This is a genomic window from Planctomycetota bacterium, assembly GCA_018242585.1.
In the GTDB taxonomy this organism is placed as follows: Bacteria; Planctomycetota; Planctomycetia; order Pirellulales; family PNKZ01; genus JAFEBQ01.
The window spans coordinates 20,791-36,038 of record JAFEBQ010000034.1 but is presented as its reverse complement, the minus strand read 5'-3'; the positions used below and the strand labels follow the sequence as shown (position 1 = coordinate 36,038).

Genomic DNA, 15,248 nt, shown 5'->3' with positions numbered 1-15,248 from the left:
TTATTAAGACTGACAGAGGACTAGCTAGTTGTTCAGACCGGCGACCGATCCATCGGCCACGGCTTGCGGTGCGTTGACAGTCGTAGTGCTGGCGGCTGTGGTGTTGACGGGGGGCGATTGCAGCGCCGCCCCGACGTTCGACGTGTTGACAGCCTTGATGTCCCACTGGTAGCGCTGCATCTCCAGTGCCAACAGCGCGATGCTGGCGATGATTGCCAGAAACGACAATCCCAGCAGCACGGTGTAGACATCGAACCGCTTCAACAGCGGCGTGCCTTGGTTACTGGAGTCGGGTATAGACACGATCGTCCTTCTGAATCTTGGCTTTCTGATAGGTCGGCAACACGCGACCGACGGCCCGGTCGGGCTGCGTCTCGATCACTTCAATCCGGCCGACATACTTGGCGCCGCGGGCCACGTCCAACTGGTTGCCACGCGACAGCCCCATGTCGGAACCGAGCGAAATCTCGACCAAGTCTCGATTCGAGGCCAACACCACGCCGTCGATCGAGGGCGGCTGGCCGTCAACCGGCGAGTCGGGGTTCATGCCAGCGCGATCCAACAGAATCCGGCTTTTAGCCGCTTGCTCGGCCAACCGGGTGCTCAAGGCTTCGAGCCGGCGCTTTTCAAACTCTTGTTGATTCGCTTTGTCTTGCTCCTCAACGAACTTCTTCAGGTTCTCGTCCCGCTCGGCCTGGGCCGTGGCAACGTCTCCACGCAGCGAGGCCACCTGATCGAGCTTGGTCTTCACATCGTCCAGCTTGCCGGTGACTTCGGTTGTCAGCGAAGCGTTCTTGGTGTTCAACTCGGTGTTGCTGGCCAACAGGGTCTCGCGCTCCTTGGTCAACTGGTCACGTTCGCTTTCCAGCTTGGCCAGCGACTGGCGCCGGGCCGCCTCCAACTCGTTGGCCTTGTTGTTCAGCGCGGTCAACTGCAGTTGCAGATCCTGGTTGCGCTTCTGCTCGGCGTCGAGCCGCGCCTTGTAGCCAGTGTCCTTCTTGTTGATCAACTCAGCCCAGTTCCGGTGCGTCGAGTAGACCGTACACGAGAAGGCCATGAAGGCGATGCTCATCAAGAAAATCAGGATGACGAGAATCTTGCCGACGAGATTCATAGGTGCGACCTTGCGAAAGCAATGCGAACGGCCGACGAAGGAGCCACCAGGCACACAGAGCCGAACCTTGCGAGGTGGCCGTGTCGAAGCGACTCAAACTTGTTCTATGACTAGAGATACACCGAATAGACAGCCTAGATAGTATAGCTTCGTTAAAGATTAAGAGTCAACAATGAATGGCCAAAATCGGCGAGTTGGGTCATTTAGAGAAACCAGCCGATGTGACGCCACAAGTCGTTAAGACGCAGAGGCATCGGCCCGCACGTAAGCGCAGCGAAAATAGCGACTTACGCCGCCGCGCCAGCGAAGCGCCGCTTGACGCCAGCAGCGACCAGAATGCCCACGCACCCCAGCAAGCAGCACCCGGCAAACCAGTCGCCAGTCCGGTAATAGAGGCTGCTCCGGTTGTCGAGTTCCACATCGGCCACGATCCAGCCGACGTCGTGCCGCGGGCCCTGACGGACAATCTCGCCGTCGCCGTCGATCCAAACCGAGAACCCGGTGTTGGCCGCGGCCAGGAACGGCTTGCGCAGCTCGACCGCGCGAAACACGCCGCAGATCATGTGCAAGTCCAGCTCGTGCGAACCCCAGAACCAGCCATCGTTCGTCAGGTTCACGATCACTTCCGGCTCGCGACCGGCGGCCGGGCCGAGGGCGACCTGCTGGCGCGCCAGGTTGCGGACCACGTGCGGCAGCACCGTCTCGTAACAGATGTTGATCGAGATGCCGACCGACTGAGGCGTGTCGCTGCCGCGGGCAAAGCGCAGGGGCACGACCGACGGCTGCGTGCCATGCTCGATGCCCCGCCCCATCGGCGAGAGGTGCTCGATCCAGGGGAACACGTCGACCAGCGGGATGTATTCGCCGAACAAGACCGGGTGGGTCTTGTCATAGCGGGCCGCGAGCTGTCCTTCGCGCTCGACCAGCAGGGCCGAGTTGTAGCGGCGGATGGTTCGATCGCCGAAGCTCACCGTGTCGATGCCCAGCAACAGCGTGCTGTTGAACATTTGGGCCAGTTGCCCCAGGCCGCCCCGTTGGCCGACGGCCATCCCTTGCAAGGCTTCGAGGGTCGGACCTTCGCCCGGCTCGAGCTGGGCGTTGGGCGCGATCTCATACAACGGATAGCGGAACATCGTCTCGGGCCAGACGATCATGTCGGTGCTGGGTCGCTCGGTGTACGCCTGGCGCGTCAGCGCCATGTAATGGTCGTAGACCCGCTGCTCTTCCCCTTCGCTGAACTTCAACTCGGTGTCGATGTTCCCTTGGATCAGCGTGATCGTCGGGCCGGGGCGCGTCGAAGCCTGGCGCAGGCGCACCTCGCCATAGACGAGCACGGCCGCAAGCAACATCGTGGCCGGAACCAGCGGTCGCCAGTTCCAGCGCGACGAACCCGCCAGCGGCAACAATGACGCCAGCGCGCCGCCCATCGCGAACATCACGAACACCACGCCGTACTCGCCGGCCAGGTCAACGCATTGCAGCAGGTGCAGCCAGCGGTACTGCGTGTGGGCGATGCTGGCCATGTCGAAGCCACTGAGGATGTGCGCCTGGGCCAGGTTCAACCCGGTCCAGACGACCGGCGCGGCCACGACCAACGGCCAACGCAATCGATGGACCGCCAACCGCGCAATCGCCACAAAGGCGGGCAGGTACGCGGCCAGATACAAACACAACGGCACCCAGCCAAACGACGCCGAGAAGTGGGCCAGGCAGAGCCAATACAACATCGGCAACCAAAACGCACAGCCGGCCAGCCAGAGATACCAGTAGCCCCGACGACTCGTGAACCGCGGATAGCGGGCCAGCACACACAAGGGCGCCGGTGCCAGCCAGCCCAGCGGCCAAAGATTCGCCGGCGGCAAGGCCAGCCCCCACAACAGGGCAGTGGCCAGCCCCAGCAACGCCGTCGCTCGCGGCGACAAGGCAAGCCCGGCGGCGGCCGGTTCGCCGGCGGGGCGGGGCGCGCGGCGATCGCTCGGGCGAGCCGAGTTCGTCGCGGGTACGGTGACGGTCGGACTGAGGGCCGAGGGCATGGACTCGCTACGCCAAGCATGTTGAAAACGTGTCGCGGGCCGCGCGTTTCACTGGTGAAACGGAACCGGCAAAACGGGACCGACGCGCGTGTTAGCCTACGACGCTCGCAACGCTTTGCCCAGACGAGTTTGCGGCGACTCAACGCCCCGCGACCGGGCGTACAGAGCACGAACCGGTCGCTCATCGGGGGCTTACGCGGCAGGTTTTGCAACCGGCCCAGGCCCGCGCCGACGAATAATCAGGGCTAGCACGATTTGCGGTAGCCGCTCGGCCATTGGGTGTGGATAATCCGCCAGTAGGCGCGTGTGCGAGCGACGGCTGCTGTCATCGGGCGGCAACCCTTGGCCGATGCGTCGCCTCAGCTTTCGCAAACCATTCCGTCAGGCGCTAGCCCTCAATTTTCCGCGAGACCGTCGATGCTCGATTACAAGCCTTCGTTCAATAACGTGCCGCCGGGGACCAAGCTGCCGGGCGTGGTGAATGCGATCGTCGAGATTCCCAAGGGCCGGCGCAGCAAGTTCGAAGTCGACAAAGCGACCGGGCTGATGCGGCTGGATCGCTATCTATACTCGTCGAGCCACTATCCCGGCGACTACGGTTTCATTCCCCAGACGCTGGCCGAGGACGGCGACGCGCTCGACATCCTGGTGATGGTCAACGAGCCGACGTTCAGCGGCTGCTTGATCGAAGCCCGGGTCGTGGGCCTGTTCCGAATGCGCGACCGCGGGGCGAACGACTACAAAGTTCTCGGCGTGCCGCACTTTGATCCGCTGTTCGCCGAGTACCAGAAGCTGGAGGACGTCGAAGGACACTTCCTGCGCGAAGTCGAGCACTTCTTCGGAACTTACAAGCAGTTGGAAGGGGTTCACATCGAGACCCAAGGCTGGGACGACGTCAGCGCCGCCACGGAAGAGGTGGGAAAAGCCGTAGCGCGGTTCCGCGAAAGCCAGGCCAAAGTCGCCCGCGGCCCCGACCGCCGCGCCGGCACGCCGTGAGGAAAACCCAGACTAGCCACGGAGGCACTGAGACACGGAGGTCAACACGGAGACGGCCGAGGGGGAGGGACTTGCTGGTAAGTTCCAATGACCAAATCTCAATGACCAAGGAAGAGCAGACGAATCGCTGAGGAGCCATGACCTTATTGGTCATTGGGATTTGGACATTGGTCCTTCATTGCCCGGGCTCCGTGCTTCCCTCAGTGACTCCGTGTCTCCGTGGCAAATCAGAGCCCGGACAAGAAAGAAAATGCGCGAGGCGGGAGTTGAACCCGCATGGTATTGCTACCGCCAGCCCCTCAAGCTGGTGCGTCTGCCAATTTCGCCACTCGCGCGCTATTGGGGGGCCAGGATCGAATATACCCGCAACCGGGTCTTCAGTTCAACGACCCGACCTTACCCGAATTGGCCTGCCGATGAGCTGAAGCCAAAGAACAGCCATTCGACCAACTTCACGCACAACCAAAGCATGAAGATCACGCCAAGAAAAGCCGGAATGATGCCAATCACACCAAGCGCGAGCATTTCCTTGAGGAACTGCCGTTGGCTTTTGAACATGGCGACACTGCCAGCAGAAGGAAAGATGAATTCGACCACGACGGCACGACGGACACGACGTTAATTCAGGATGCCTGACGTCGTGATCGTCGTGCCGTCGTGGTCGAATCTAGTCTTTCCGCGATAGCGAGCTAACCTTAGCTGCTTTGCTTCGCACCGGAGGGCGCGGGGTTGGGGATGTTCGCGACCGCCAACTTGGTCACGCCGGGGACCGCCACCGGGGCGACTTCGAGCGGACCCCATTCGTACTTGGCCGGGGTCAGGTCCTCGGTCGAGTAGAGCGCCTGGTCCCAACTGACGAACTGGCCGGTGTAAGTGGCCATGCGACCCATGATGGCCAGCATGCTGCTCAGCGACATGTACCGCCCGTCGTTGCGCGGCTGGGACGAGCGAATACCGGCGAACAATTCGTTGTGCTCGACCTGGTACATGTTCGGCTTGGGACCACGGAACCGCCACGAGACTTTTCCTTCGATCGAATCCTTGGGCAGCAGCGTGGCGGTCCCTTCGCTTCCCATGATCGTGTCCGACACATCGTTGGCACAACCGGGCTGTTGCCGACAGTACGCGAACAACTGGACGCCGTTGGCGTACTCGTAGCGCACGGCGTGGTGGTCGAAGATGTTGCCGTACTCGGGACCGGTGCGGACCTGGCGACCGCCGATGCCAATGCAACGAACCGGCGGCTCGTCGTGCATGACCCAGGCGGCTTTGTCCAAGCTGTGAACGTGCTGTTCGTTGTTATGGTCGCCGGACAGCCACGTGAAGTAGAGCCAGTTGCGCATCTGCCATTCCATGTCGCTCCACTCGGGCTTGCGCGGATGCATCCACAGGCTGCCTGTGTCGTAGCTGACCTGCATGGCGACGACGCGGCCGATGTCACCGTTGTGGATTCGTTCGATCGCTTCGCGTTTGGCGGCGTCATAGCGCCAGCAAAGGCCCGACACGACCGACAGATTCTTCCGCTTGGCTTCTTCACAGGCGGCCAGCACGCGGCGCACGCCCGGCGCGTCGACCGCGACCGGCTTCTCGGCAAAGATGTGCTTGCCGGCTTTGACGGCGGCTTCGATCTGCACCGGCCGGAAGTGGGGCGGCGTACACAACAGCACCACGTCGACCCCGCTGTCGATGACTTTCTGGTAAGCGTCAAAGCCGACGAAGCAATGCTCGTCGTCGACTTTCACTTTCTCGGGGTGCGCGTCGCGCAAGTTCTTGAGACTCGACTGGAGCTTGTCGGCGAAGGCGTCACCCATCGCCGTCAGTTGCACGTTCAGGTCGGCCTGCAGGGCCTGGCTGGCGGCGCCGGTGCCGCGGCCGCCGCAACCGACCAGGCCGACCTTCAGCGTGTCGCTACCGGCGGCGTGAACCGCACGCGGTACGGCCAGTGTGCCGATGGCCGCGCCGGCGGCAAGCAGTTGCCCTGACGTTTGCAGGAACGCACGTCGCGAAGGAAGACGGCCGGACTGGTTCGTGGGGGACGACATACGAAGCTCCTCAAATGGCGGCGGGCGATTCGTTTGGCAGGCAAGTCTTTGATTGTAATGCTCGCCAAGGGGCGAAGCCAGCTTTTGGGAAATGACGAAAGACCGTGGATTTACCACGGAGACGCAGAGGGCACAGAGGAAGACACGGAGGAGTCAGAATAGAAGGGAAAAGAACTTGAGAGAGTCGTGAGGGGAATTGGGTGTTTCCGTTTAGCCGCAGGGCCATAGGCCCGCGCGCCTTGCCCTCGATTCATCTCATCACGCATCACTCCGCATTCATCATTTCCTTCTCTGTGTCCTCTGTGCCTCCGTGGTGAATCCTCCCCGTCGTGCCGTTGTGTCGTCGTGGTTGGTATTTCTTCCGAGAGAAAGCTAGCCGCGGAGACCGACGGCCTGCATCAGCTTGTCGGTCTCGCGATATGCCTCGGCAACCCACTCGACGATCTTGTCAGGTTGCGGTGCGTATTCGAGTTCGATGGAAATCGCGCCGTTGATGTCGAGTGCTTTGATCTCGCGAAGGTAGGGCTCGAACGGCACCACGCCGCGCCCCGGGGGCAGGTCGCCGTGCATGCGGCCATCGCAGTCGGACAAGTGGACATGCCCGGCGCGGCCGCGCAGCTTGCGCAATTCTTCCGGTGCGCACTTTGACAGGACCAGATGCGAGACGTCGATGTTGGCTTTCACACTCGGCACGGCCACGTCGTCGAGGAACTGCTTCATCCGGTCGATGTTGTTCAATAGCGAGTTGTGGAACGGTTCGAGTTCGAGCACGATCTCCAGTCCTAGTTCGCTCGCCCGATGGCCCAGGCGCTGTAACGCCCCGACACCCCATTGCCATTGCTCAGTCGCCGGAATGACTTCCCGATTCCAGACGTACTCACCCAGGACGAGCAACAGGTTCTTCGCTTCGTACTCGTAGGCCAGATCCAAGTAAGCCGCCACGCGCTGCTCGTGAAACCGTCGCACCGCGCCGAACGGATCGATCAGGCCCAAGGCGACGCACGGCAGCGAGACGATCGGCAGCTCGAGCCGGCGACACTCGCGGGCGATCAACCGCCGCTCGCGGACGTCGAGCTCCAGTGGGTCGACAAAGATGTCGATGCAATCGAAGCCGAGTTCTTTCGTCTTGCGCAGGCCGAACTCGACGGGCTGGCCGGTCTGAACCCAGGCCGAGTTGATGAGACCGAGTTGCATGGGGAAAGAGGGGCTAGGGACGAGGGGCTAGAGTCTAGCGGGAGCACTCGGCAGTATACCGAGTGGCGCGCGGCTTGCGATTGTGCCCAAGGAATTTGAACCGCAAAGACGCAAAGATCGCAAAGGAAAGACAAGCAGAATGGAATCGCAGGGGACGCTGAGCAACGCAGAGAAAAGAGCTTAAAACAACAACTCTGCGATCCTCTGCGTTCTCTGCGTTTAACTTCCCCGGATTTTCTTTGCGCCCTTTGCGTCTTTGCGGTTCAAATCCTTTGCTGAATCGCTGCGCAAGAAAAAACCCAGGGGGTGGGATCTCCGGGCTTGTATAGTTGCTTGATTGTTCGAGCGTCGCGGCCGATTAATAGTCGGCGGTGCTCCATTGGCGCGAGGCGGCGATCAGAAAGTACGCCGTCGCCACGACCGAGGTCGCGACCGAAGCCGCGATCGAGAAGAACCCGACTTGCGACAGGGCCGCCGGATCGAACGGCTGGTGATAGAACTGGGCCGCGTCGAGCGCATTGAACAGGACCATGCTCAAGTCAGCCGGCTTGGGCATCAGCCAATAGCTGGCATCGGCCAGCCAGGTGAGCTGTCGCGTCACCGACGACTCGGGGGCCACGTGGGCGGCCAGCGCGACCATGTGCCGGCCGTAGTTGATCCCCCAGCAGAGCATCCAAAAGGCGATCGAGCCAAACACACAGACGACCGTGCTGCGCAGACAGACCGCCAACAGCAGCGAGAAGCTGAAGAAGATCGCGAAGTGCAGCAGCAACACCGGCACGCAGAGCCAGTAGCCAGCGTCCCAGATGCCAGTCCGCAGCCCCAAGGCCACCCAAGTGCCGCCGACGAACACGGTCGACTGAACCGTGACGAACGTCAGCACGCCGACATATTTACCAATGAGCAGCCACCAGCGCGGCGCTGGCTTGGCCAACAAGACCGCTACGTGTCGACGATCGAGAAACGCCGGCAAGAAGCCCGCGGTCCACACCAGCGTGAGCAGCAAGCCCAGCGTGTCGGCCACGCCCGCGGCCAACAGCAACTGGAATGCGTGAACGGCATGCCGCGCGTCGCGGGCCAGCGGAACGGTCAAGGCGCCGAAGCCCAACTTGAACTGGCCGGCCACGATCGCCACTCCCTCGCCTTGAACCTTCTTCTCGTTGGCGTCAACATCGTGACGGGGCAGGAACTCGGGCGTGTCCCCTCCCTGTTTCAAGCTGACGTTGCCGTCAATCGAAGCGCTGGCGCAAACCAGAATGCAGAGCACGCTGACGGCCAGCACAATCCAGAACAGGCCCGTGGCCCGCGACTGGCGAAACGTGTCGCGAATCATCCAGCCCAGGGTCGAGGTGAAGTAGGTGCTGTTCACGCGCAGGCTCCTTCATAGAGGGGCGCCAAGACTTCTTCGAGCGGACGATCGCTCGTCGCCGAAGCGGTCGGCAAGCTGGCCAGATCGCCGCTGTAAACAATTTGACCATCGCGAAGCACGGCCACGTGGTCGCAACATCGCTCGACGTCAGCCAGACTGTGCGAGACCAGCAAGACGCTCAGCCCGCGACGCTTTCGCTCGTTGATCACATCGTGGAACATGCGGCGGGCGGTCAGGTCGAGCCCTTCGGCCGGTTCGTCGAGGACGAGCAATTCGGGGTCGTTCAACAACGCCTGGGCCAGGGCCAAGCGCTGGAGCATCCCTTTGCTGAAGTTGCCGATCGGCTCGTTGGCACGATCGTCGAGGCCGACGCGTTCGAGCAGTTCGGGCACGCGCACCTGGCGTTCCAGCGTGGTCAGCTTGCCGAGCGCGCCGTAAAAATCGAGCAACGACAGCGCCGACCAGTAGGCCGAGAAGGCCTGGCTTTCGTGGACATAGCCGACTGCGGCCAGCGTGCGCCGGCAGGCGACCGAATGGCCCAAGCGCTCGGCCACGCCCGAGGTGGCGCGAGTGAGCGAGAGCAGAATCTTGACCAGGGTTGTCTTGCCAGCACGGTTGGGACCGACCAGTCCAAATACGCTGCCGGCCGGGACTTCCACGCTGACGCTGCCGAGGGCGGCGATCTGTCGGCGCGGCCAGAGGCCCTGGCGATAGACTTTCAAAACGTCGACAAACCGGGCAACCGGCGCGGCCTTCATGGCAGGACTCGAAATGCGAGGGGGGATTCGTAACAGGCGGGAGCGGACTGCGGGCAGGTAAAAGCAAGCGACGCACGTGCCCCAAAGCGACACGTGCGCCGCGTTGGTTGCGGTTTATTGGATTAGGGTCACCTGGATACCGTCGGCCATGATCTTCTGGAACGCGGTCTGCAGATTCGACACGACGGTGCTTTGCGTACCGTAAATGATCTTGTAACTCGGCATGCCATCGGTGACGTTGCCGATGGTTTGCATCTGGTTCAAGAACGAGGTCGCAGCGCTGGCCGTGCTGCTGCTGGGCGAGAAGACTGGGCCGAAGCCGATGCAGTGGATCTTGACCAGCTTGTTGCCGTTGGAATAACCCGGTGGGCTGGCGGTATCGGCCGCGACGAGCTGCTTGCACATCGACGTGATCTGGGTCGTCACCGACGACGATAGGTCGCTGTAGCCCCAGACGTTGTAGGGGAAATCGCTCGAGCCGGGGCTAGCGCTATTGTAGCGCACCTGATAGTACGAGTTGTACGCGCCACTGTTGACCAGGTTGGCCTGAGCACTCGTGTTTGGCGCGCCGTCGGTCTCGAAGATGATCAGCTTCTGGGCTCCTTTACGACCGTTGCCGCCGGCGTCACCCTTGGCATACGTCGAGTTATAGGTCTGTAGACCGGTGTTGCCGCTGAACTGGTTATAGGCCAGCATCAACGGATAGACGTAACACGTCCCGCCCCAGGCGCGCGGCACTTCGTTATTGGCGGCGTCGTAGGGCGAGACGGTGGTCGTCGAGCCCAGCACCGTCGCCGGCGGATACCAGAGCGAGTCGAGCATGTTCTGGTAGCTGCGCCCCAGCGGCACGCGGACACGGTTGAACCGCGAATTGGCGTCGCTGCTGCTGGTTTGCGGCGTGCTGAAAAAAATCAGCGAGACGCTGTCATTGGGATGATTCGTCTGAATGTCCGTCAAGGCGGCGCGGATGCCCAGCTTGCAGGCGTACATCGGCGACTCGTGGCACGTGCCCGGCCACCAGAAGAACCGCCCGTCGTCGGTCGTATAGCCCAGGTTGAAGTTCCCTAGAAAGTCGACCATCGACTCCGGCCCGAACCAGAACTTGGTGATCGGTCGCTTGGGGTTGTCGGCGTAGTGCATGTAGGGCTTGGGCGACCCCGAAAGTGAGCTCTTGGCGGTGATCTTGACCGTGCCCCAGGTGAAGTCCGGGCCAAAACCCGTCAACCCGGTGCTGCCGTTACTGATCACCTGGTAATTCTGTCCGCCGTTGTCGACCACGCCCAAGCAATAGTCGATATAGTCCTTCCAAAACCGTTGGTTTAGGTCGGTCGGATAAGTGCCGTTCAAAGTGATCGACGAGGGAATCGAGCTGTAATACTGCATCCGACCCGAGCAGAGCGAGTTGGGAAACACGCTGGGCCCGATGTTCTTGATGAAGTTCAAGATCGCCGTGTAATTGATCGCGTAGGTGCTGTTGCCCGGCGTCCTCCAATTACCCGAGCTATCCCAGAGCTTCGAGTTATCGTCCATGCCGGTGGCGCTGCTGGGGTAGGTGAAATAGACCTTGCGCCAATCGTTGATCGGATTCGGCGGCCAGAGAAAGAACGTCTTGCCCCAATAGGCCGGCCCTTGCGTATAGCCCGCGGCCAACAGATTGCCGCCGGCGTTGGTATAGCCCAACGTCTCGAACAACAGGTTATAGGTGCTGTTGCCGGGATTGTTGATATTCAGCAATTGGCCAACGGTCTGGGCATAGCTCGCCCCGCCGTTGTAATTTGATTTCAATGGCGCATCGCCGGCTGGGGTGGTGGCATAAGACGACGGCGCCGCGGTCCAGGCGACCGTGCCGTTGGTGTCTTGATAGAAATCGGTGACGATCGGCGGCCGACCGTCGCTGGTCGTTGCCGTGGTGTTCGCCGCGTCATACGGCGTGGTGAACGAGGTCGCAACCATCCGGCTGCTTTGACCGCTGTAATGGCCGAAATCCGGCACCACGGTGTCGGGGCTGTTCGTCGAATAATTCGTGCCGTCCCACATTCCGCCGCTCAGGCTGGCAAACCGCATCGAGCCCGAGAAGTCGAGAATGATCGCCACGTCGCGCGGGCGGTGGACCGCCGTGGCGGTGGCCTGAATGTTCGGCGCCGAGAAGTTGAAAATCTTGGCAAACGCCAACTGGGCGCTGACCGGCACGCTGACCGTGGCTTGCACCAAGCTGTAGTTTTCGGTCGAAGGACCAGGGAACTGCCCTTCGAATTGCTGGGTTGACGTGTTGTAGGTGTAGCGGCCGATGTTGACCGAGACTTGCGACGTGCTGACCGTGGCGCCGAGCACCGAATTCAGGTTGGCCACCGCCTGGGCAGTGGGCAGCACCGCCGAGTAGTTGTTGCTGGTAGTCGAGACGCCATTTAGCGCGCGAGCGCCGGCCATCGCCGCCGCGTCGGCGGCGTCGGCCACCTGGGTCCGCGCGGCCAGCAACATTCCCAAGTCGATCGCCAGCGCCACGCAAGCGATCAAGGGAATCAACGCCACCGCCACCAGCACCAACACCGCTCCGGCTCGCGACTTCCTGGGCAGTTTTCGTTTGCTCATGGTGTTACTCTCGCTAATTGCCGGGCGCGTCTCGTGGGTCCGACGAAACGCGCCATCAGCTCCCTTCAATGTCCATCACGCATTGCGCGGTCACCGGCAACGTCGATGGCAAACCGATCAAGGACATCACGGCAACCTGGTAGTTGCCGGTAATCTTCACGCAAACCGACTGTCCGGCCGTGGCGCTGGTCCACGTCCCCACGTTGTTCCCCAGTGAGTCCGAGGCATAGACCTGAATCGACTGGCTCGACAGCGTCTGGCCGGCCAAAAACGAGGTGATCTTGTTCGTCACGTCGGTGGTCGTGTTGCCATAGGTCGTTCCGGCGATGGTCACCGACGAAATATGCGTAATCGCGTAACGGCAACCCTCGCGGGCAGCGTTGTTGAACATGTGCAGGGTCATCAAGTACCGGCCATATTCCATGATCCCCAGCAGGAACATCAGCACCATCGACAACACAATCGCCGACTCGACCAACGTGCCGCCGCGACGACGGCCGGCCTGGCCGCGCTGGCGTCGGGGGCTGACTTCCAAGTTGGTCGGGGCGTGGAGCATGTGCGTCGGAATACTAGTAAGGCAGCGTCGTGCTGACGGTCAGTTTCGAGTCGTTCGCCGAGTACCACTTGGTCGATACCGTCAACGAGGTCATGCCGGTGATGCTCGACGTCAGCGCCCAGCGCAGGCTGTTGAACGCCGAGCCTGACGGAATGGTGACGGCGACCTGGTACTGATCGAGCGGCGAAGCGTCGCTCGGATCGGTCCAGGTGTTGGAGCTCAGGTTGGTCAGGGTCACGGTGCTGCCGGTCACCGCGGCCGAGGGAAGCCCCGCCGCGGTCATGTAGTTCTGGACTTGGGCCTGCACCATCGAGACCGTGACGGGAATGTTGTTCGTCGTGCCGCCGGCGGCCACCCGGGCCCCTTCGCGCACGGCATTGGTCAAAATCTGGTTCACTTCGACCATCCGGCCCACTTCCCACACGCCGAGCATCAACATTACCAGAAACGGCATCACGAACGCCGCCTCGACGGCGGCCAAGCCACGCCGCGCGCCCGCGCGGCGACGCGCCGGGCGTCGGCTGAGCTGAGAACCGCGAATCACTGGATCGACAGCAGGCATGTACCGCAAGCCTCGCGGGACGTTCGTTCGTGAGATCGAGGACAAGTGGCGTACCAAGTAAACCGTCCATCGGAACCCTAGGTCACAACCGGCCCGGCGTCAAAAGAAGCCCAGCGCCGTCGACCGACAGGGGCGTTACGACCGATACCGACCGCGCCGGGTGTGCCGGCTGGGGCCGCTAGCGCCGTTGAATCGGGGCCCGCGCGGCCGTATCATGCCAGTCGATTCACTAAGAGCGCTCGTGGCGCAACCGGATAGCGCATCGGTCTTCGGAACCGAGGGTTGGGGGTTCGAATCCCTCCGAGCGCGCTCTTACCCCCCCGCCGATGGCCCAGCCGGGCCGTTTCAAACCATTGCCCCGTCAAAACTTGGCGACGTGCCGCCATTCGCCCCCCCGGCCCCTCCTGGGGCGACCATTACGGCTTGTCGTCTTCAGGCCCGGATAGCGTACAATCTTCTATCAGGCCGCTGGCCCGCCGGGGGGCTACCTGCGCAGGCCCTTGGGAACTGGCCCGATGGACTCCCTTTTGTTTTGTCGCTGGTGAGTTGAACTATGACCCGTTCCGCACTTTCCAAGCTGGTCGCTGTCGTGGCAATCCTGGGTTGCGTTGACGGCCTGGTCGGCAGCCGGCTGGCGGCCTGCCCGTTCTGCAGCGCGCAATCGCAAACCCTCAGCGAAGAGATCAAAGGCGCCGCCGCCGTCGTCATCGCTCGCTATGTCGGTTCGACCCCTGCCGCGGCGGCCGAACCGGCCAAGCCCGCTGCGGCCCCTCAGGAAAACCTGACTGACAAGCGCTCGCAGTTTGAAATCGTCAAAGTCCTGCTCGGCGAAAAGCTGCTCGCTGGCAAGAAGACGGTCGAGACGTTGTTCTTTGCCGAGCGCGAACCAGGGGCGACGTTTCTGCTGATTGGCCAGGATCCAGCCGACCTGGTTTGGAACACGCCGGTGCCGTTGACGCCGCGCGGCGTGGAATATGTCTCGCGCTTGCCAAAACTCCCCGAAGGTGGCGCCGACCGGTTGGCGTTCTTCCAAGATTACCTGGAAGACAACGAGGCCCTGTTGTCGAGTGATGCGTTCGACGAATTCGCCCGGGCACCCTATGCCGACGTGCAAGGGCTCAAGGACCGGATGAACCGCAAGAAGTTGCTGACCTGGATTGAGAATCCCGAGACCTCGACCAGCCGCCGCCGGCTCTACCTGACGATGCTGGGCGTGTGCGGCCAGCCGGAAGATGTCTCGACGCTCGAGCGAATGATACGCAGCGACGATCGCAACTACCGCAAATCGCTCGACGCGATGGCTGCTTGCTACATCACCCTGCACGGGGCCGAGGGATTGCCCCTGATCGACGAGTTGTTCCTGGCTAATGCCAAAGCCGAATACACCGACACTTACTCGGCGATCATGGCGCTCAGGTTTTTGGGTCAAGAGACGACCGTCGTGCCCCGGCAGCGGTTGTCGCAGTCGATGCGGTTGATCCTGGCCAGGCCGCAACTGGCCGATCTGGTGATTGCCGATCTGGCCCGCTGGGAAGATTGGACGGTCATCGACGACGTAGCCAAGTTGTTCAAGGACGCCAACGACTCGAACTCCTGGGTCCGTGTGCCGGTGATCAACTACTTGCAGAAGTGCCCGTTGCCCGAGGCCAAGGCCAAGATCGAAGAGCTGGCTAAGATCGATCCCGACGCGGTTCGCCGCGCGAACTCGAGCGGCTTCTTCCCGCTGGGCGCGGCCACTCCCCCCGCCGGTGCGCAGCGCCCCAAGGAAGATGCCAAGGACGCGAGTACTAACAAGCCCGCCGCAACGGCGGAGAAGAAATCGGAAAGCGCCGAGCCAGCGAAGCCCGCCGAAACGGAGAACAAGAAGCAAACCAACGTCACGCCCGCCGGGCCATTGGGCGCGCCGACCGAGATTCATGTCGAGCAGGGTTCGCCAGCAACGAAGGTTCTGACCTACGCCGGCGGCATCGGCGCGGCCTTGTTCGCCACGATGTTCATCACCCTCAACGGCGGCCAACCCCGCGCGTAACCTCGT

The 15,248-nt window shown here is 62.1% G+C and carries 13 protein-coding genes and 2 tRNA genes; 3 read left to right on the top strand and 12 right to left on the bottom strand.

The genetic code is table 11. The features are described 5' to 3' along the window. Positions 1–24: 24 nt before the first annotated feature. From JSS27_17080 to lnt, 3 genes are all read right to left on the bottom strand, one after another. Positions 25–303, bottom strand: a complete 279-nt coding sequence (locus JSS27_17080) for a hypothetical protein (GenBank protein ID MBS0210658.1) — start codon at positions 301–303, stop codon at positions 25–27. Continuing rightward, positions 281–1,114: a hypothetical protein gene (locus JSS27_17075; GenBank protein ID MBS0210657.1), complete on the bottom strand. Its 834-nt coding sequence runs from the start codon at positions 1,112–1,114 to the stop codon at positions 281–283. Before JSS27_17075 ends, JSS27_17080 begins: the two co-directional genes overlap by 23 nt. A 287-nt stretch (positions 1,115–1,401) precedes the next feature. Beyond that, on the bottom strand, positions 1,402–3,147 hold the full coding sequence (gene lnt, locus JSS27_17070) for an apolipoprotein N-acyltransferase (GenBank protein MBS0210656.1): 1,746 nt from the start codon (positions 3,145–3,147) through the stop codon (positions 1,402–1,404). 417 nt (positions 3,148–3,564) lie between these two features. Here lnt and JSS27_17065 point away from each other — a divergent pair, with 417 nt between their 5' ends. Further along, the gene (locus JSS27_17065) at positions 3,565–4,143 is read left to right on the top strand and encodes an inorganic diphosphatase (protein ID MBS0210655.1); all 579 of its coding nucleotides are present in this window, start codon (positions 3,565–3,567) and stop codon (positions 4,141–4,143) included. Positions 4,144–4,394: 251 nt separating this feature from the next. On the opposite strand, the gene JSS27_17060 is transcribed toward JSS27_17065, so the two are convergent. The 9 genes from JSS27_17060 to JSS27_17020 form a co-directional block, all read right to left on the bottom strand. Next, a tRNA-Leu gene (locus tag JSS27_17060) sits at positions 4,395–4,478 on the bottom strand. A gap of 61 nt (positions 4,479–4,539) precedes the next feature. After that, positions 4,540–4,701, bottom strand: coding sequence for a hypothetical protein (locus JSS27_17055; GenBank protein MBS0210654.1), 162 nt, complete (start codon positions 4,699–4,701; stop codon positions 4,540–4,542). Between the two features lie 137 nt (positions 4,702–4,838). Continuing rightward, positions 4,839–6,185 carry a Gfo/Idh/MocA family oxidoreductase gene (locus JSS27_17050; protein MBS0210653.1) on the bottom strand — a complete coding sequence of 449 codons (1,347 nt, stop codon included), beginning with the start codon at positions 6,183–6,185 and terminating at the stop codon, positions 4,839–4,841. A gap of 372 nt (positions 6,186–6,557) precedes the next feature. Further along, entirely contained in the window at positions 6,558–7,379 is an 822-nt protein-coding gene (locus JSS27_17045) for a sugar phosphate isomerase/epimerase (GenBank protein ID MBS0210652.1), read from the bottom strand. Positions 7,380–7,737: 358 nt separating this feature from the next. After that, complete coding sequence (locus JSS27_17040) at positions 7,738–8,712, bottom strand: transcriptional regulator (protein MBS0210651.1); 975 nt, start codon at positions 8,710–8,712, stop codon at positions 7,738–7,740. 32 nt (positions 8,713–8,744) lie between these two features. Continuing rightward, a complete protein-coding gene (locus JSS27_17035; protein MBS0210650.1) occupies positions 8,745–9,506 on the bottom strand; it encodes an ABC transporter ATP-binding protein in 762 nt (253 codons plus the stop codon). Positions 9,507–9,620: 114 nt separating this feature from the next. After that, entirely contained in the window at positions 9,621–12,095 is a 2,475-nt protein-coding gene (locus JSS27_17030) for a hypothetical protein (GenBank protein MBS0210649.1), read from the bottom strand. Positions 12,096–12,150: 55 nt separating this feature from the next. Continuing rightward, a complete protein-coding gene (locus JSS27_17025; GenBank protein MBS0210648.1) occupies positions 12,151–12,651 on the bottom strand; it encodes a pilus assembly protein in 501 nt (166 codons plus the stop codon). A gap of 13 nt (positions 12,652–12,664) precedes the next feature. Further along, positions 12,665–13,213 (bottom strand): pilus assembly protein, encoded by a 549-nt coding sequence (locus JSS27_17020; protein ID MBS0210647.1) that lies wholly within the window; start codon positions 13,211–13,213, stop codon positions 12,665–12,667. A gap of 235 nt (positions 13,214–13,448) precedes the next feature. Here JSS27_17020 and JSS27_17015 point away from each other — a divergent pair. Both JSS27_17015 and JSS27_17010 read left to right on the top strand, forming a co-directional pair. Beyond that, a tRNA-Arg gene (locus tag JSS27_17015) sits at positions 13,449–13,522 on the top strand. 244 nt (positions 13,523–13,766) lie between these two features. After that, positions 13,767–15,242, top strand: a complete 1,476-nt coding sequence (locus JSS27_17010; GenBank protein ID MBS0210646.1) for a HEAT repeat domain-containing protein — start codon at positions 13,767–13,769, stop codon at positions 15,240–15,242. Positions 15,243–15,248: the final 6 nt, after the last annotated feature.